This is a genomic window from Porphyromonas sp. COT-108 OH2963 (assembly GCF_000768895.1).
GTDB classification, from domain to species: Bacteria; Bacteroidota; Bacteroidia; order Bacteroidales; family Porphyromonadaceae; genus Porphyromonas_A; species Porphyromonas_A canoris.
Window position 1 is genome coordinate 154551 of the sequence record NZ_JRAP01000007.1, and the last position, 18235, is coordinate 172785.

Here is an 18235-nt window from a genome sequence, read left to right on the forward strand (position 1 = left end):
CTCACAATTCTCTCTTCGGTTAAATTGAACAAAAGAGAGATTAAACGAGGTCATTTTGGTAACTTTGCCCCTCATACAGAACAGAAATCGTATCGTGAAAGAGCATTTGAGCATACAAAATTTGTGCAGGAAGATTTGTGAGTCGTCCCCGACCAAGAGATTAAAAGAGACCCTTTCCGACCGAAGCAATTCGGTAAAAAAAATCTCCTTGGAAGGTATCTGTGGTTCATTCCCTGCTGTTTTGACAGCAGACCTGATGCAGCAAACAAATAGAAGCATCCTCCACATAGCACAAGATAAAGAGAGTGCCGGATATTTCTACAATGATATAGTCTCCATCTTGGGAGCAGAAGAGGCGGAGCAAAAAGCATTCTTCTTCCCCTCCAGATACAACCGAGGCATCAAGTATGGCAGTGTGGACAGTGCCAATGAAGTGCTAAGAACACAAGCGATAGAAGCTCTTTCGCACGAGACATCCCCTAAAATCATTGTCTCTTATCCGGATGCCGTGGCAGAAAAGATACCGGACACTGCCGGTGCAGACAGCCATCTCCGAATGGAAGTAAGCGTAGGCGATACCATCGACAGGGCTCATCTGCGGACAGTACTCTGGAATATGGGAATGAACGAAACGGACTACGTCTACTCTCCGGGGGAGTTTGCCGTTCGCGGAAGCCTGATAGACATCTTCTCTTTTGCCTACGAATACCCGGTGCGGATAGACTTCTTTGACGACGAAATAGATAGCATCCGTACATTCGACTGCGTGGATCAATGCTCCATAGAGAAGATAGAGAAAGCCGTTATCACTCCCCCTATCAGCAATGAGACGATAACACACGGAGAGGCAATACTGAATCTCCTGCCGGAAGACACAATCATATTCATAGAAAACAGTGTACAGCTGCACAATGCACTACAAGAGTTGTATGAGAGTAAGCCTGTACATCCGGAAAGCAACAGCATAAAGACAGAAAAAGAGCTTCAAGAACTTCTCATCTCTCCGGGACAATTTGAACATCTTTTAGGGGAAAAGAAAACCATTCTTTCGGGTTTCATCCCTGCGGAAGAACGGTATTTATGGGAGAGTATCTCCTTTAAGCAAAACCCCGAACCACTGTACCATAAACAGTTTGACAGGCTTATAGAGGAGGTTGAGAAATATCAAAAGGAGAATGGTTACACGGTCTACATCATGAGTGGACAGGAAAGCCAGCTTCAAAGACTAACGCATATCTTTCAAGAGAAAGGTGCTTCCACCCATTTTTCATCCGTTACACCCACTCTGCATGCCGGATTTATAGATCACGAGACACGCATTGTTCTCCTGACGGATCACTCCATTTTTGAGAGATTTCACAGATACAAAACCAAAGCCGACCGCATCAAGCAAAACGTGGCAACCTTATCCATAAAAGATATTCAGGGGTTCAGCTTCGGAGATTATGTCGTACATATCAATCACGGCATAGGACAGTTTGCCGGACTTCTCACCATGGAGCAGAACGGAAAAAGGCAAGAGTACGTCCGTGTAAACTACAAAGGCGGAGACAGCATCTATGTAAGCATACACTCTCTGCACCATCTTTCCAAATACAAATCCAAAGAGAGCGATACTCCTCCGACTTTGAGCAAACTCGGATCCGGTGCTTGGGAAAAGCTGAAAGAGACAACAAAGAAAAAGGTTAAAGACATTGCCCGGGATCTCATCAAGCTCTACGCTTCCCGCATGGAGCAGAAGGGATTTGCTTTTTCGCCGGATACCTACCTGCAAGAAGAGTTGGAAAGCTCTTTCATGTACGAAGACACACCGGATCAGGAGAAGACAACTGCCGAGGTGAAGCACGACATGGAACAACCCATACCTATGGATCGTCTTGTCTGTGGAGATGTAGGCTTCGGAAAGACCGAGATAGCCATACGTGCTGCATTCAAAGCGGCTACGGACAATAAGCAGGTAGCTGTTTTGGTACCAACGACCGTACTGGCGTATCAACACTATAGGACGTTTAAGAAAAGGCTGAAAAACTTTCCCGTGAATATTGCATACCTCTCCAGAGCAAAGTCGGCAAAAGAGCAGAGAGACATACTAACCGGACTGAAAGAAGGCAAGATAGACATCATCATAGGTACTCATAAGCTGGTAGGGAAAGAGGTTATCTTCAAGGATCTTGGGCTTCTCATCATAGACGAAGAGCAGAAGTTTGGTGTCTCCGTAAAGGAAAAGCTGAGACAGTTGAAAGCCAATGTGGATACACTGACCCTGACAGCCACACCCATTCCGCGCACTTTGCAGTTTTCTCTAATGGGAGCAAGAGACCTGTCTAATATTCTAACTCCCCCACCCAACAGGCATCCGATCTATACGGAACTATCTACATACAATGGAGAGAATATTGCCGAAGCCATCAACTTTGAGCTTGCAAGAGGAGGACAAATCTTTTTTGTTCACAACAGAATACACAATCTGAACGATATTGCATCGGACATTGTGCGTGCAGTACCCGATATCAGAATAGGTATCGCACACGGACAGATGGCTCCGAAAGAGGTAGAAAAAATCCTTCTGGACTTTGTGGATCATCGCTATGATCTCCTTTTGGCAACTTCGATAGTGGAGAATGGTATAGATGTACCCAATGCCAACACCATCATTATCAATGATGCGCACAGATACGGACTGAGTGATCTGCATCAGCTTAGAGGGAGAGTCGGGAGAAGTGATAAGAAAGCTTTCTGCCATCTGATGGTGCCACCCAAAGAGTATCTCACTCCCGATGCAGTCCGGAGACTGGAAGCGATAACCTCCTATACAGACTTGGGCAGTGGCATTCATATAGCCATGCAAGACCTTGACATACGTGGAGCCGGGAATATGCTTGGGGCAGAACAGAGCGGTTTCATTGCAGATATAGGCTACGAAACGTACAAGAAGATCTTGGAAGAGGCTGTCGGCGAAATCAGAAACGAGGAGCTTGGAGAGGTGAAAGCCTATTCCTCATCGAGCAACAAAGAGTATGTGAAAGAGACCATCATAGAAACAGACTTTGATGCTTACTTCCCGGACGGCTATGTACCCGGCGACCAGGAAAAGCTTGCCCTCTACCGAAAGCTGGAAGACCTTACCGACCATAACTCTCTCCGTATCTATACGGAAAAATTGCTGGACAGATTTGGCAAGCTTCCACCGGAAGCGGAGAACCTGTTGGAGCTTATCTTGATCAAATGGAAGGGTAAGGCACTCGGTTTGGAGAAGATTGTACTAAAAGGCAACAGAATGAATATGCAGTTTGTCTCCGATGAAAAAAGCCCGTTCTACCGGTCTGAGACTTTCTCTGCAATCTTATCGAGTCCGATTCTTATCAAACGAAAGATGCAGTTCAAGCAGCTTGGCAACAAAAGATTACTGATAGTTCCGACAATCGAAAGCATTAAAGAAGCTTCTTCTGTGTTGAACCAATTACTTTCTCAATAGCTATACAAAATGATCTTATAACGTTAAAAAGATGCTCTGAACCGATTCAGGAAAAAAGATCACGGCTTGATTGGTAAAATTCAAGCTTTGAACTGCGTAAATCAAGGCATGATTTTTCCAAGACAAGACATGATTTCACAAAATCAAGCCTTGATTTCGATCTCCGAACAGGTTTAGCCGTTTTTATTAACGTGAATACAAAAAGAGATTGGAATGTTCAAACGAATTTACATTCCAATCTCTTCTATTTTTCAGTGCCGTATATCTTGCAGCCTGTTAAGCGTCTCCTTTCAGGAATAGAGCTTTTACCTCTTCTGCTATTGCTTCTGCCTCTTTCATGGTAGGAGCTTCGGAGTAGATCCGGACAATAGGCTCGGTATTGCTCTTTCGGATTTGCACCCAAGTGGTTTCAAAGTCCAACTTCAGCCCATCCGTAGTGGTAGGAGTGGCTTGAGGATAATGGCTCCGAATCTTGGATATCATTGCCGAAAAGTCTGTGCAGTCATCAATCTGCACTTTAGTCTTGAACATACAATACTGTGGAAGTATTTCCCTCATCTGTGTAGGCTTTAGCATCCGTTTTGCAAGTGCTGTCAGGAAGAGAGCGATACCCACCATTGCATCTCTTCCGTAGTGCAATGCAGGGAAGATTACTCCCCCATTTCCTTCTCCGCCAATAAGAGCACCGACCTCTTTCATCTTTGCCACGACATTTACTTCACCCACATTTGCAGGATAGTATTGCCCTCCTCTTGCAAGAGTAACATCTCTAAGACCACGAGAAGAAGAGAGATTGGAGACCGTGGTATGCTGTCCCGGAGTGATGTCCAACAGATAGTCCGCAACGGCTATTAGTGTATTCTCCTCACCAAACATGGAGCCATCTTCGCATATAACCGCAAGTCTGTCCGCATCCGGATCTACTGCAAAGCCAACGTGTGCCTGCTCCTCCACAACGACAGAAGAGATGTCTGTAAGATTGTGAGGCAGTGGTTCCGGATCGTGAGCAAACTCTCCATTGGGTGTACCATGAATCAAAAGAATATCTCTTACGCCCAATGCTTCCAAAAGGCTTGGAACAATAACAGCTCCGACAGAGTTTACACAGTCTACCGCAACCTTCAGCCTTGCACGACTGATGGCATCGACATCAACCTGAGGCAGAGCCACGACATCGTCTATATGCTTTTGGGTGTAGTCTTTTCGATAAATCCTGCCTATCTCATCTACCGGAGAGAAGTTCAGAACATCGCTTTCTGCCAAAGCGATGAGTGCCTTTCCCTCTTTGTCGCTAAGGAACTCCCCTTTTTCGTTGAGTAACTTTAAGGCATTCCAATGTTTGGGATTGTGGCTTGCGGTGATAATGATGCCTCCATCTGCTTGCTCGTAAATCACTGCCATTTCTGTGGTAGGAGTGGATGCGAGATCTATATCGACAACATTGAATCCCATGGCTACAAGAGTTCCTGTAACAATGTTCTTGACCATAGGTCCGGATATACGGGCATCTCTCCCAACCACTATCTTGTTGCTGTGAACAGTGGAAGACTCTCTTATGAGAGAGGCATAAGCTGCCGTAAACTTAGCGATATTCACAGGGTTCAATCCTTCTTCAACGGATCCTCCTATCGTTCCCCGAATACCTGAAATAGACTTTATTAAACTCATATACTCTAACGAATGTATCTTTTGTGGATATATAAATATGCAAAAACCTGCATGATGCAGGCTTTTACTTCTTAAACTTAAACTCTACAAGTTCATAAAACACGGGCTCTCCGTTTTGCTGAATCTCCGCAACACCGGGTCCGTACTTGAATGATACTATCATCTGTACTTTTCCTCCGTCTCCGACATATGGGAGTACAAAGTTCATCGCAGGAGCCAGATAGCTGTTGTATGGTGAGTGAGATATAGTAGAGGAGACAAGAATTTCTCTTCCCTCTTTTACATATACAAAATTGCAGGGATACGTACCGGATTTGGTAGGACTGATATTATCGTAAATACTCTTTTCCTCTTGAGCAAAACGTTCCATTTTGAATCGGGTAAGCACAATGGTCTTTCCAGATACAAGCTTCTTTTTCATATCTCCACGGCTTACAATGCGGAGATAAATACCATCTTTCACTTCAAAAAACTCATTCTCCGGAGAGGCTTGCCCCTCTGCCGGTTCGGAAGTAATCTTGAAGTTGTTCTTTGAAATAAAGTCTGCTATCTGTCTTTTTTCTCTCTTGATGATGTCTACATAGGAAAGCCTGTTCTTATCACAAGAGATAAAAAGAGAAGCAAAGAAAATCGTTGCAAGAGATAGTATGAAGTATGTCTTCTTGTTTGCCATGATATATCGTAATGGTCTGCTTAAATAATCTGTCTGTTTACTATTCCTTTCAAAGGTAGTAAAAATATTACGGATGCATCTTTTCCAACGCTTTGAGAACCTCTTGATAAGCCTCTTCTAAAGTTCCGTAGAACTCAGCACCCGAAGCATTTCTGTGCCCTCCACCTGAAAAATAGGATGAAGCAAAGAGATTGCACGCAAAAGGATCTTTGGATCGGAAAGAAAGTTTGATAAAGTTGGACTGCTCGTACAAATAGATGGAGAACTGGATTTCTTTCGCTTCAAGAGGAACATTGACCAACCCGTCCGTGTCTCCTATCTTGTAGTTAAATCTGTTCTTCTCTGCTTTTGAAAGTGTGATTATGGCTGTCTTTTTCTCCGGCAAAACCGTAAGATTGTTGGAGACAGCGTAGGCATTAAGCCTTACTTTATCTATGGAATAGCCTCTGTTTACACGAGCCGACACATCGTCTTTATCCAATCCGAGCTCTATCATTTCGGATAAAACGGTATAGATATGCGGATCATTGGAGTTGTAAGAAAAGCCTCCCGTGTCGGTCATCATACCTACATAGAAACAGGTTATGGCATCCAGCGTAAAAAGTTCCTTATATCCGCAGAGAGATAAAATGGTGTAAGTCAAAAGAGAGGTAGAGGAAACCATCGGATAGGAAAAGACCAGATCCGAAAAATCGGTGGGATCCAAATGATGGTCGATAAGAATCTTATATGCCTTTGAACGGCAAAGGCTATCTGACATTTCGGCTGTGCGGTACGGATCGTTGAAGTCAAGAGAGAATATAATATCCGCTTCTTCCAATATGCGAGAAGCTTTTTCCGGTGTCTCTTTAGCAATGGTATGTATCTCCAAATCTGCAAGGAAGCTGAAACTTTCGGGGTATCTGGAAGGGAAAACAATATCTGCCTCTATCCCTTTGCTTTTCAAAATATGGTACAGCCCCAATGAAGAGCCTACGGCATCACCATCCGGTGAAACATGAGTAATGATAGCAACCTTATCCGTTCTCTTTATTCCTTCTATCTTTTCTCTTAGGTGATCTATTTTTGTTGTGTCCAGTTCTTTTATCATCGTTTCTTTTGTGGGTGTTACGCCCTTGTTGTGTTCTGTTTGTTTGCTTTCTGTACGTTTTTCGTCTCGCTTTGGAGCGCTCCGTGAAAGGGGCATATACGGGGGCTTCACCTAAATCAGGTGTCAAAGGGATCTTTTTTACCTCGTATTCAAGAAAGCGTTCTATCTTGTAAAATTCGTTTTGCTCATCCTGTCCGACAAGAGTAATGGCAATGCCATAGTCGTTATCTCCTCTTGCTGTACGTCCAATCCGGTGTACGTAATCTTCCGGATCTCTCGGCACATCAAGGTTAATGACCATCTCTATCTGGTCTACATCTATTCCCCTAGCCACAATATCCGTAGCGACCAAAAGATCTATCTTACCGTTCTTAAAGTCTCTCATCACCTCTTCTCGTTTTGACTGATCGAGGTCGGAGTGCATTTCGCACAGTTTTATATGCTTTCGGGAAAGGGTTGTAGAGAGTTGGCGCACCTTTTCCTTGGAAGAAGCAAATATGATACTCCTTTTAGGAGTGTGTTCCTTAAAGAGCTGGAGAATGATTGGAAGCTTTTGAGGCTCGTAGCAGATATAGGCTCTCTGATCTATGGATGTCGGAGGTTTTGATATGGCAATATTTATCTGTTTCGGATTCTTCATAATATTTGCCGCAAGCTTACGTATATTCGCAGGCATTGTTGCCGAAAACATTATGATCTGACAGCTTTTGGGCAACTGCTCAAATATCTGCATAATATCATCGTAGAAGCCCATATCCAACATTCTGTCCGCTTCATCCAAAATGAAGAAACTCAGTTGAGAGAGATCCACAGCCTCGAAATTGAGATGCGATAATAACCTTCCGGGAGTAGCGACAACAATATCTACACCCATGGCGAGACCTCTTCGCTGTTGTTCCCACTCGCTTCCGCCGGTTCCTCCATATACTGCCGTTGCGGAAACATCAACAAAGTAAGCAAAGCCCTGTATCTGATTATCTATCTGCTGAGCCAGCTCTCGTGTAGGAGCCATAATCACTGCATTGACCTTGTTGTTAGGGAAATCTCCATCAGCAAGCATGCTCAAAAGAGGAAGAACATAGGCTGCTGTCTTTCCTGTTCCCGTTTGAGCGCAGGCAATAAGGTCATCCCCGTCCAAGATAACAGGGATCGCCAGCTTTTGTATCGGTGATGGTTCTTTGAAGTTCATAGCCTCCAAACCATCCATCACATTCGGATTAAGATCAAACTGATCAAATGTATTTTCTATACTATTTTCTATATCGTTCTCCATTATCAAGTTCAGAGATTAAAGTGTAGGTAGCATGCCGTAACGTTGAACAACTTCCGTCAACGTTCCTTTTGTATAAGCCAAAGAGATAACAGAGTCGAGATTTGCCTTCAACTTCTCCTGTCCTGTGTTCAAAACCCAAGTATGTTTAAGCAAAAAGCTGACATCTGTATCAATAGCCAAGTTGGGGAGTTTCTCGGCATAGGATCCGGCAATATTTTTCTCACAAATAACATAAGCGAGAACTCCTTCCGAAACCGACCGAATCAGTTTTTCCTGACTCTCTTCTGTCTGACGGATTTGAAGATCAGGAATACTCTCTTGAGAGAGGTGACTTATTAACACCTCCATTGCAGGGAAGCCACTTGGTACGCTGATCTCTTTCCCTCTCAAGCTATCCAATGTAAAAGGAGAAATGTTATCGCCATCCGGGATATGTCGCATAAGGACATAGGAGGAGGAGTAGACAGGACGAGTATAAATGAAATCCTCACTACTATCAAGCATTGTCAGGTAAGAAGTGGCAAGTATATCCAAACGGTTACTCTTGAGATCCTCCAAAGACTCTGCATGAGATGTATATGGAACTATCTTGTAATCCTTATCCATCTTAGGCAAAAGCTTGATAAGCTCAACTTGTAAACCGGAAAGAGAGTCTCCCTTTATGGATATATCCTGTGGAGAGAGAACGACTCCGATACGAATATTTTCATCATCAGCACCGGTTTTCTTCTCCGATAACAGAGTAAACAACTTATATCCACCAAAACCAAAAAGCAGAACAAGAGCAACACCTAAAAGAATAGGCAAACGCAAATGAGCATTTCGCCCTCCTTTGTTTACTTGAATATATCTGTTGGACATGGCTTCTAAGATTTTGTGTTAGTTTCTAAAGTCCACAATCACTCCCAGTCTCAACATAGGAGGATAGGTCGGATAGTGTGGAAGAGAGAAGTATTTCGGATCAAGGAATAACGCTCCCACATTGTAATAGGTCAAGAAAAAGCGTGCTCTTTTAAGGTGTGCACTTACATAAGCATTCATGTGTACTGCATCTCCTCCCCCTATCGTTATATCGTTTTGAGGCACCAAAAGCTGAGTGGATGGTTCGTAGTACGGAGCCTTGTAGGCTGTATGCCAATAAGCATCTACTCCCAGTTGCAGAGTCAATACCTTTGCCAAAATGGTCTGAACGTACAGATTGCTATACGCCATTAGAGACGGATATTGGTATATCTTGTCATTGCTCAGATACTGATACTCTACCATATTGTCCCAATGGAAAGGTCCAAGCTTCAAGTTCTGTTCAAGCTCCACGCCTATTGCCCTAAAATTGTCATTCAACTGGGCAGGTACTCCTTCCGAACCGACATAGATCGGATTTTGGATTGTCTCAATATTTGCTTTAATCCTGGTAGAAGTAAAAGGAATAGAAAGTTCCCCTCCCAATCGAAGTCTTTGTACCGGATTAAAGCTGTTTTCCCAGCGATTGAAAGTACTGCTGAATCTTCTTAATATAAGAGGTGTACGTTCGTTTCTTAGTTCACCAAAAAGTCGTACAACGTGCCTTTTATTTGCAATAGACATGGCATACTGTGCCTCTGCATCCACAGATAAATTTCCGGCATAAGCACCGACAGTGCCTAAATCTCCGCTCAGATAGTAAGTAAACCTTTTCCCTTTGGTGGAAGAGAGTCTTGCACCGACATAAGTAGTAGACTCATCCGTTTTATAGGGAGTTATTTGAGGATTTTGCTCTCCTTCCGGAATAATCGGAGGAAGACTATATCTATCCTGTTGATACCTTATGTAACCTGCCAATCCCATCTTTGCCCACTTATGGAAACCCTCTTCCAAAGCGATACCGATAGTTCCACCATAGGATTCTCCTATGTGCTCTTCATCCGGATAAAAGCGATCATCATCTTTTTTTGGGAAATACTGCTTCTTGTAGATCTCTGCAATGTTAGGCATTTGAGAGACAAAACGGCGTCTGTGTCTGTTGTAAGTGAAATCATTGAAGATGGTTGTTACCGGAACAAATTCCCTTTTAAGAGAGTCTGTTTCCGTAGGAGCCTTTCTTGTAATACCCAAACTGTATCTGTGATGAAAGCGTGCTTCCGAGAAAATATTCCTATTCCAGGTACGTTGCAGCTTTACCGGAATATCTTTTGGAAGGAATGAACGGCGCCCCGAAGTAAACTCTTTCGGATTGGTAATGTACTTATCCTCCGTTATACCTCCGCTTTCAAAGTGTACTATATTAGTGTTTCCAACAGAAGCATAGGCTTTATACCTGTCGCCCTCGTAGTTGGCAAATATCCGATAAGTGATGTTTTTACTCTTGGACGATGCGTACTGTCCGTTGGCATAGTCGTAGTCGAACAACCCTCCAAGATTAAGTTCTTTACCGAGATTCATACTAAAGAGAGTATGAAAGTTACTCTCCTCCGAACTACTGCCGCCCGACTTTGCATAACTGGAAGATGTATAAGGAACTTTGGTATCGAACCACTTCTGCTCTATCCCCGAACGCAACAGATAAAAATAGGGATTGTAGAACGGAAAGAGAAGTGTGGTGGAATTGGGAGAAAAGTAAGATTTTGAGAAATACGGCGATGCATATGTCCCGCCGGCATATCCGGAAGCAATGGTACGCCCTTCCACGATGGCTCTTCTATACCATCCTATCTTTAGAGTATCGAGAGGAGCCACTCTTTTGTCCCCTAAATGTGAAGAGAGGTAGTAGGCAAAGAGATTGCCATGGCGGTCCCTATCACTGTCCTCATTCAGGTCTACCTCATCATGTGCATGCTCTCTCTCGTCCATCTTCTCCTTATGCTGCGCATGAAGAAATAGAGAAGATAAAAAAAACAGAACCGTATAAAAGAGAATATATCTCGTATGACTTATCGTCCGGAAAAAGTATTTTGTCTGCATAAAGAGCTATCTGTTAGAAGATGCAAGCCTCTTTTTCTTCTGCGGATACTTCCGTGTCATAGCCCAGTAGCGAAGTTTAAGTACACCGAAGAACGCTTCTCCAAAGATGGAAGTATTCATCTTTGAGGTACCCAAGACCCTATTGACAAAAATGATAGGTACTTCTCGGATATCGAAGCCACACAGCTTGGCGGTATATTTCATTTCTATCTGGAAAGCGTATCCTTTGAAATGAATCTTATCGAGTTCCATTGTCTCCAACACTTCTCGCCTGTAACCGACGAATCCGGCAGTGGTATCATTGACCTTCAATCCGGTAATCATCCTCACATACACAGAAGCAAAATAGGACATCAATACTCGTCCAAGAGGCCAGTTTACAACATTCACTCCATTGCAGTAACGGGATCCGACAGCCACGTCGGCACCTTCATAAGCACACGCACGATAGAGTTTAAGGAGATCAAGAGGGTTATGACTAAAGTCGGCATCCATCTCAAAGATGTAATGATAACCCGATTTCAATGCCCAATCGAACCCTGCCAAATAGGCGGTTCCAAGCCCCTGTTTCCCCGGACGTTCAAGAAGAAAGAGTCTGCCTTCAAACTCTCCCTGTATCCGTTTAACGGCACCGGCTGTTCCGTCGGGAGAGTTATCATCCACGACAAGAACATGAAAATCTCCTTCAAGACCCATTACAGCCCGAATGATGTTCTCAATATTCTCTATTTCATTGTACGTTGGAATGATGACCAACTTACTCTCCGCAGTTTGCAAATCCATTAGAGTGATGTTTCTTTTGTATGCAAATATAGCATATTCCATTCAATCCCACTCTCTTCTTGGCACGAAGAATCTTCTCATTTAACGTTATAACAAAAGAATCTAAACCTATAAAGAAAAACGTCTAAAGCTTAGAAAATCTTCAAACCAAGCTTTGATTTCTACAAATCAAAGTCCGGTTTGTACAAAACAAGCCTTGACATCTGAAAACCAAGCCTTTATTCGGGGTTTTTAACCTGTTCAAGGAAAGATCTGAATGTAATAAATGAAACTTTTATATCCGTTCAAAAAGAGAAAAAACAAACAAGTTTGAACAGCGACCTTGCGTTAGATGGGAGGTAGAAAACAGATAAAGGAAATCGGTCTCAAATATCCACGGATAGAGTGTAAAAGGATATGCTCTCTACTCCACTCTCTTCAAAAAGAGCCTTGGCAGCATGTACGAGAGTAGCTCCCGTAGTAAGGACATCATCTACAAGAAGTACACGCCTTCCTCGCAGTCGCTCATCTTCCGACTTACAGTAAAACAAATTTTCCATAGCCTGCCATCGCTTCTCTTTGGAACGAGCTGTTTGTGTACCGCCACCGTCATCCCGACGCAGCAAGACCTCGTCTATAAGTTCTATTCCGAATACTTTGGCAAGCCCTTCTGCGATGAAACGAGTCTGATTGTACCCTCTTCTCTTTTTCTTGGAATTAGATACAGGCACAGGCACGACACAAGAGACATCTCGAAAATAGCCATCTCGTCTCAATCTTTTTCCAAATGCCTCAGCCAAACTTCGGAACAGGGAAGGCTCGTCTCCGTATTTGCCTCTCAAGATGATCTCTTTCTCTGCCGTATTGTCTCTATACAGCATCGAATAGAACATCTCTCCCAAGGGCAGTATTCCGGCTACCCGCTCCTCTACTTCGTAGAAAGCTTTGTGCCTTACCGTACCGTGTATTTTGTCCAAACACTCATTACACAGTGCTCCACTCTCGGTCGCAACATCCAACCTATCGCCGCAGCAAACACAAAAAACAGGAAATATCGTATCCAATACCCCTGTTATGCTGCTCCTAATACTCCTCTTCATCATCCGAAAGATCCAGTTTTTCCAATGCTTTACTCACGGTATCGGATGGATATCCTTTGGCATACAGCCATCTGTAAAGCTTATTCCGAAGTTCGTAGGAAGATTTTGCCGATGAGATGCGCCCTCTCTGCTGTTGCAGAAGAGCGACTGCTGTTTCGAGCCATTCATTCGGAAAGATTTCCCTCAAAGCGTTATCTATGGTGATTTTATCAATGCCCTTACTTTTAAGTTCCGCAGCAATCCGAATAGGTCCCCACTTGTTAAACCTGTGTTTATCGGAAACAAAGGCAACAGCGTATCTCTCTTCATCTATGTACTTCTCGGTACAGAGTTTTTCTATAATCGAAGAAAGCTGCTCTTCTGCTATACCCGGACTCCATGCTTGTATCTTGTCTCTTAGTTGAGATGTACATTTTTCGCTCAATAAAGAGTACTTTGCCGCCCTGAGAAGAAGGGCATCATACTCTTCGGAAGAAAGCCTGATCTCCTCTTTTTCTCTCCTCATCTGCGCAGGCTTTTTAGTTTTATCAGGCAAAACCTGTCTCGTCCGAACATATCCTCTAATACCTCAACCTCTCCTCTTTCTCCACACAGTTTGTGGGCAAGAACAGCTACATCGCTGGTCAAATCCGTCTCTGTTTCAAATGCAAAAAATCCGTCCTCTTCCAGCTTCGGCATATAAGATTCGAGAATAGCCCTGTAAAAGCAGAGAGGATCGCTGTCCGGCACAAAAAGTGCAAGGTGTGGTTCAAAGCCGATAACATTATACTCCATCTCCTTTTCCTTGCTCCGTGGGATATAAGGCGGATTGCTTACGATTCCGTATATCTTTCCCTCGGTATCATGTGCTCCGGAAAGAAGATCATGAGAGACTACCCGATACCTCTGCGTATCGGTATATCCGTTTGCCGCAAGATTTTCTTGTGTAAAAGAGACAGCCTCCAGAGAGAAGTCCACCGCATCCACAAAAGAAGGGAAAGTAAGAGCAGCCAAAGCCACAGCTATGCAGCCCGAACCGGAACAGAGATCGGCATATTGCTTATCCGGCAAAAGCCATCCTCTTGAGTGCAAAAGCGAAACAAGCTCTTCCGTTTCAGGTCTCGGGATAAGTACTCCGGGACCAACCTTTATATTATATCCAAAGAACTCGACAGAGCCAAAAATGTATTGCAAAGGCTCTCCTTGCCGGAGTCTCTCCACAATATCACGAGCTTTTTGTTCTATGCTCTCTTGGTCTATTGTGCTATCTTTGTCCAAAACAATGGAGGGGTACGGCTTTCCTACCAAATACTCCAATATTTGCCGGGCAACGCTCTTTGCACCCTCTTCACTCCGATACACGGGGAGAAGTTGGGATGTTATGTATCGCACAAAATGCTGTGGGAAAAGAGTATTCATCGTGATGCAAATGTAAGAAAAAAGGATAGGAGAAGATGAATTTGACTTCTGACAAACAAAGTATGTATATGCTACGGGCTGTGGAGATTGCAGAACGAGCAGAGTGGAACAGTGTAAAGGATAACCCCAAAGTGGGGGCTGTGCTTGTGCACAACGGTACCATTATAGGAGAAGGGTATCACCAATATTCAGGGGAAGCTCATGCGGAAGTGATCTGCCTCCGTAGTGTGTCGGAGAAAAACAGAGCCTTGATACCGGAATCCACGTTATACGTGACGCTGGAGCCTTGCTGCCATCATGGGAAAACACCGCCATGCTCCCGGCTTATTATAGACTCAGGGATACGCCACGTGGTTATAGGAGTAGAAGATCCTTTCCCAAAAGTTCAGGGAGGAGGCATCGAGCAGCTCAGATCTCACGGCATCCGTGTGGATATAGATGTGGAAAAAGAGGCTTGTATCCGCTTGGCTCTTCCTTTTTTTGTGAGACAACTCAAGAAAAGACCTTATATAGCACTCAAATGGGCGGAGAGCAGTGACAGATTTATAGATAATCGGACTCCGGATACTCCTATCCAGCTATCTCCTTGTAAGATATCCACTTCTTTCACTTCTATGTTGGTACATAAAATGAGAGCTGAATTTGAAGCAATTCTCATAGGAAAAGAGACCTTTCTGAAAGACTCCCCACGGCTGGATCTCAGACTTTGGCACGGGAAAGAACCTCATAAGCTGGTTTGGAGTAGCGATGCAAATCTATTCGATAATCGCTCCGAACACTTTTCATCTAAACGGGATATGTGGTCTCTGTTCTCTGCAGATACTGATTCTCTCCCGAAACAGATAGAAGCTCTTTACGCTCAAGAAGGCATTCGGAGCATCTTGGTAGAAGGAGGGCAAAGAGTGTTGGAGGCATTTCTCCAGGCAGATATTTGGGATGAAATCAGGATAGAGACCTCCAATGTAAAGCTGAGGAAAGGAGTCTCTGCACCACAAATTTCTCATCTCAACAAAGAGGAAAAAGAGCAGACAATCTTAGAAAAAATTGAAGAGATAGATGGACACAAAGTCACACATATGATCCGTCTCCCTTTGTAAAATTATTCTTTGTATCTTTGTCCGGCGTTCCGCTCCCCCCTATTTTGGATATCAACGAGACCGCTCTATGTCTAAAGTAAAGAGAGGGTACAGCAGTAAGTAAAAACATACGAATCGACACAAACTTATTTATCCAAAATTTACATGCTTTTATGAAGAATGTTCTTATTATTGGGTCTACAGGGCAGATAGGTTCTGAACTAACCATGCATCTGCGAAAACATTATCCTCAAGGAAATATCGTCGCAGGATACATTCCATCTGCTGCTCCGAAAGGAGAATTATTGGAAAGCGGACCGGCAGAAATCGTAGACATCACTAATGCACAACAGATTGCAGATGTTGTAGAAAAATACAAGATCGACACAATCTATAACCTTGCAGCTCTACTCTCTGCAGTAGCAGAATCTAAACCACAACTGGCTTGGCATATCGGCTTAGGCGGTCTATTCAACACTCTTGAAGTTGCAAGAGAAAAAGGGTGTGCGGTATTTACACCAAGCTCCATAGGAGCATTCGGTCCCGGAACTCCTAAAGACAACACTCCTCAAGATACCATACAAAGACCTCGTACCATGTACGGTGTTACGAAAGTATCCGGAGAACTCTTGAGCGATTATTACTTCCACCGTTTTGGTGTAGATACTCGCTCTACTCGTTTTCCGGGTCTTATATCTAACGTGGCTCCTCCGGGAGGAGGTACTACAGACTATGCTGTGGATATCTATTACAGTGCAATAAATGAGCGTAAATATACTTGTCCTCTTAAACCGGGTACATTTATGGATATGATGTATATGCCCGATGCTCTCGAAGGTATGGTTCAACTCATGGAAGCAGACCCATCCAAGCTGGTACATAGAAACTCTTTTAACATCGCCTCTATGAGCTTTGATCCTGAAGGATTGGCTTCTGCAATCAAAAAGCAGATGCCTGACTTCACAATGGATTACAATATAGACACTCTTCGTCAAGGTATCGCAGATTCTTGGCCAAACTCTCTCGATGACTCTTGTGCAAGAGAAGAGTGGGGATGGAATCCGAAATTTAATCTCGATGCCATGACCAAGGATATGCTTGAAGTGCTATCCAAGAGATTCAATAAGCCTATTTAACTTATACCTCAACACCATCTACATGAAGAAAAAATTGATTTTATTGGCAGGTCTTTGCCTGTTTGGATTGCAAACAAACCTAAGTGGTCAAACTCCGGATACATTATATGTCCACTATTCCAATCACGGCACAGCCATCGGGAAAGAGATGCAAACTCTCTGCAAACTGTATATAAAACCAGCAGAGAAGTTGCCTAAAAATATAGCTCTCTCCCTCTCTTTCTTAGACCTGTCCGATACTCCCCTATCCCAAATAGTGGCTTATAGCTCTTCTGTAGACAGGATAAGAGATATAGTAGATTACAAAACTCCGACTCCGATAAAGGCTATGAACAAGCCTTTTACCGGAGGCGGGGGAATATCTTTTAAGTTTAGATTTAAGGATAAATACATAGCCAATAATGTCATCTATCTTACAGCCAAAGTAAATCCGAATGCTCCGGAAGGCTCTTTGGTAAAATCCGAAATACGATCTGCCCTGCTTAACGGAAAGCAGATGGTGATAAAGAGCGTAAACGAAAGTGAGAGAAGAGTCTTCAAAACATACACTACACTTTGGGCTCCGGGAGACTATAATTCAAAAAATTACCGCATTCCGGCAATCATCACCACAAAAAAAGGTACCATCATAGCTATTGCAGATAAGCGAAAAGCAAACATAGTGGATCTTCCGGAAGATATAGACATTGTTGTTAAACGCAGTACAGACAACGGCAATACCTGGAGCAAACCGATCCTTGTTGCTGAAGGTCAAGGGCGTTTCAAGGGATATGGAGATGCTGCAATCGTTGAGACCAAAAGCGGAAAGCTACTGATGATATATGTAGGAGGTACCGGACTATGGCAAAGTCGCTCTAATGATCCGAACAGGACTTATATCTCTGAAAGTACAGATGATGGTCTTACATGGTCTGCTCCGAGAGATATTACCTCACAACTATTCGGAGAAGAAAATAGCAACGATATGCGCAAGCATTGGTGGGCTTCTTTCTGTGCATCGGGCAATGGATGCGTTACTCAAAATGGGAGAATACTATTTGCTGCAGCCGTAAGAGAAGGTGAAATGGGCTCTCTTAATAACTATGCTTACTACTCCGATGATGAAGGCTTAACATGGAAAGTATCCGGACCTGCCATGATGGGAGGAGATGAAAGTAAGATTATAGAGCTGAAAGACGGGCGACTTCTGATGAGTATAAGGAATAAATTCAGAGGTAACAGATACTATAACATCTCCCGCGATGGAGGTCAGACATGGGGCACTCCGGCTAAATGGTCTGAAATAATAGAGCCTGCTTGTAATGGTGCCATCATGAGATATAAGCATGAGTCGAGACCAAACGTAGAGTTTCTTCTACACTCCATACCTTTTGATAAAGGTGCGCGCAAAAATGGGACAATATTTATTTCCAACGATGAGGCAAAAACATGGAAGTGGAATAAGACTATTTTTAAAGGTTCAACGGCGTACACAGATCTTGCCATCTTACCCAATGGAGACATAGGATATTTTACGGAAGAGGATGAACCAATTAGTCTTGTTTTTGTTAGGATATCTCCCGAATGGCTTTTTGAGGATGCTATGAAGCAGTAGTTCTCTATCGTTTTTGTTCGATACAATATAATTTAGCATCATCTACATCTTCT

14 protein-coding genes are annotated in these 18235 nt (G+C 43.5%); 4 read left to right on the forward strand and 10 right to left on the reverse strand.

The features are described 5' to 3' along the window. Positions 1 to 208 precede the first annotated feature (208 nt). A complete protein-coding gene (mfd, locus tag HQ39_RS03480; RefSeq protein WP_235317637.1) occupies positions 209 to 3475 on the forward strand; it encodes a transcription-repair coupling factor in 3267 nt (1088 codons plus the stop codon). 276 nt (positions 3476 to 3751) lie between these two features. Here the strand turns inward: mfd and glmM are convergent, their stop codons facing one another. The 10 genes from glmM to HQ39_RS03530 form a co-directional block, all read right to left on the reverse strand. After that, positions 3752 to 5143: a phosphoglucosamine mutase gene (gene glmM, locus HQ39_RS03485; protein ID WP_036863758.1), complete on the reverse strand. Its 1392-nt coding sequence runs from the start codon at positions 5141 to 5143 to the stop codon at positions 3752 to 3754. A 64-nt stretch (positions 5144 to 5207) separates the two neighbouring features. Continuing rightward, a complete protein-coding gene (locus HQ39_RS03490; protein ID WP_036863762.1) occupies positions 5208 to 5816 on the reverse strand; it encodes a DUF4827 family protein in 609 nt (202 codons plus the stop codon). A 67-nt stretch (positions 5817 to 5883) separates the two neighbouring features. Then, positions 5884 to 6906 carry a DHH family phosphoesterase gene (locus HQ39_RS03495; protein ID WP_036863763.1) on the reverse strand — a complete coding sequence of 341 codons (1023 nt, stop codon included), beginning with the start codon at positions 6904 to 6906 and terminating at the stop codon, positions 5884 to 5886. After that, positions 6833 to 8179: a DEAD/DEAH box helicase gene (locus HQ39_RS03500; RefSeq protein ID WP_052079404.1), complete on the reverse strand. Its 1347-nt coding sequence runs from the start codon at positions 8177 to 8179 to the stop codon at positions 6833 to 6835. The genes HQ39_RS03495 and HQ39_RS03500 overlap by 74 nt, the downstream gene beginning before the upstream one ends. 15 nt (positions 8180 to 8194) lie before the next feature. Next, the gene (locus HQ39_RS03505; RefSeq protein ID WP_036863764.1) at positions 8195 to 9040 is read right to left on the reverse strand and encodes a transporter substrate-binding domain-containing protein; all 846 of its coding nucleotides are present in this window, start codon (positions 9038 to 9040) and stop codon (positions 8195 to 8197) included. A gap of 18 nt (positions 9041 to 9058) precedes the next feature. Then, on the reverse strand, positions 9059 to 11005 hold the full coding sequence (locus tag HQ39_RS03510; RefSeq protein ID WP_160216104.1) for a putative porin: 1947 nt from the start codon (positions 11003 to 11005) through the stop codon (positions 9059 to 9061). Positions 11006 to 11122: 117 nt separating this feature from the next. After that, positions 11123 to 11899 carry a polyprenol monophosphomannose synthase gene (locus HQ39_RS03515; RefSeq protein ID WP_036863892.1) on the reverse strand — a complete coding sequence of 259 codons (777 nt, stop codon included), beginning with the start codon at positions 11897 to 11899 and terminating at the stop codon, positions 11123 to 11125. A gap of 365 nt (positions 11900 to 12264) precedes the next feature. Beyond that, the gene (locus tag HQ39_RS03520; RefSeq protein ID WP_052079405.1) at positions 12265 to 12981 is read right to left on the reverse strand and encodes a ComF family protein; all 717 of its coding nucleotides are present in this window, start codon (positions 12979 to 12981) and stop codon (positions 12265 to 12267) included. Further along, the gene (locus HQ39_RS03525; protein WP_052079406.1) at positions 12962 to 13483 is read right to left on the reverse strand and encodes a regulatory protein RecX; all 522 of its coding nucleotides are present in this window, start codon (positions 13481 to 13483) and stop codon (positions 12962 to 12964) included. The genes HQ39_RS03520 and HQ39_RS03525 overlap by 20 nt, the downstream gene beginning before the upstream one ends. Further along, positions 13480 to 14376 (reverse strand): N5-glutamine methyltransferase family protein, encoded by an 897-nt coding sequence (locus tag HQ39_RS03530; protein ID WP_081965370.1) that lies wholly within the window; start codon positions 14374 to 14376, stop codon positions 13480 to 13482. The genes HQ39_RS03525 and HQ39_RS03530 overlap by 4 nt, the downstream gene beginning before the upstream one ends. 35 nt (positions 14377 to 14411) lie before the next feature. Between HQ39_RS03530 and ribD the strand changes: the two genes are divergently transcribed. The 3 genes from ribD (at position 14412) to HQ39_RS03545 (ending at position 18182) form a co-directional block, all read left to right on the forward strand. Further along, complete coding sequence (ribD, locus tag HQ39_RS03535) at positions 14412 to 15473, forward strand: bifunctional diaminohydroxyphosphoribosylaminopyrimidine deaminase/5-amino-6-(5-phosphoribosylamino)uracil reductase RibD (RefSeq protein WP_036863769.1); 1062 nt, start codon at positions 14412 to 14414, stop codon at positions 15471 to 15473. 152 nt (positions 15474 to 15625) lie between these two features. After that, positions 15626 to 16588, forward strand: coding sequence for an NAD-dependent epimerase/dehydratase family protein (locus tag HQ39_RS03540; RefSeq protein ID WP_036863773.1), 963 nt, complete (start codon positions 15626 to 15628; stop codon positions 16586 to 16588). Positions 16589 to 16610: 22 nt separating this feature from the next. Then, positions 16611 to 18182 (forward strand): sialidase family protein, encoded by a 1572-nt coding sequence (locus HQ39_RS03545; protein ID WP_052079409.1) that lies wholly within the window; start codon positions 16611 to 16613, stop codon positions 18180 to 18182. Positions 18183 to 18235 lie beyond the last annotated feature (53 nt).

Bases quoted from the DNA above. Each gene is read 5' to 3' on its own strand.
- glmM (WP_036863758.1), bottom strand. From the start codon at position 5,143: ATGAGTTTAATAAAGTCTATTTCAGGTATTCGGGGAACGATAGGAGGA.
- HQ39_RS03490 (WP_036863762.1), bottom strand. From the start codon at position 5,816: ATGGCAAACAAGAAGACATACTTCATACTATCTCTTGCAACGATTTTC.
- HQ39_RS03495 (WP_036863763.1), bottom strand. From the start codon at position 6,906: ATGATAAAAGAACTGGACACAACAAAAATAGATCACCTAAGAGAAAAG.
- HQ39_RS03500 (WP_052079404.1), bottom strand. From the start codon at position 8,179: ATGGAGAACGATATAGAAAATAGTATAGAAAATACATTTGATCAGTTT.
- HQ39_RS03505 (WP_036863764.1), bottom strand. From the start codon at position 9,040: ATGTCCAACAGATATATTCAAGTAAACAAAGGAGGGCGAAATGCTCAT.
- HQ39_RS03510 (WP_160216104.1), bottom strand. From the start codon at position 11,005: ATGGACGAGAGAGAGCATGCACATGATGAGGTAGACCTGAATGAGGAC.
- HQ39_RS03515 (WP_036863892.1), bottom strand. From the start codon at position 11,899: ATGGATTTGCAAACTGCGGAGAGTAAGTTGGTCATCATTCCAACGTAC.
- HQ39_RS03520 (WP_052079405.1), bottom strand. From the start codon at position 12,981: ATGATGAAGAGGAGTATTAGGAGCAGCATAACAGGGGTATTGGATACG.
- HQ39_RS03525 (WP_052079406.1), bottom strand. From the start codon at position 13,483: ATGAGGAGAGAAAAAGAGGAGATCAGGCTTTCTTCCGAAGAGTATGAT.
- HQ39_RS03530 (WP_081965370.1), bottom strand. From the start codon at position 14,376: ATGAATACTCTTTTCCCACAGCATTTTGTGCGATACATAACATCCCAA.
- ribD (WP_036863769.1), top strand. From the start codon at position 14,412: ATGAATTTGACTTCTGACAAACAAAGTATGTATATGCTACGGGCTGTG.
- HQ39_RS03540 (WP_036863773.1), top strand. From the start codon at position 15,626: ATGAAGAATGTTCTTATTATTGGGTCTACAGGGCAGATAGGTTCTGAA.
- HQ39_RS03545 (WP_052079409.1), top strand. From the start codon at position 16,611: ATGAAGAAAAAATTGATTTTATTGGCAGGTCTTTGCCTGTTTGGATTG.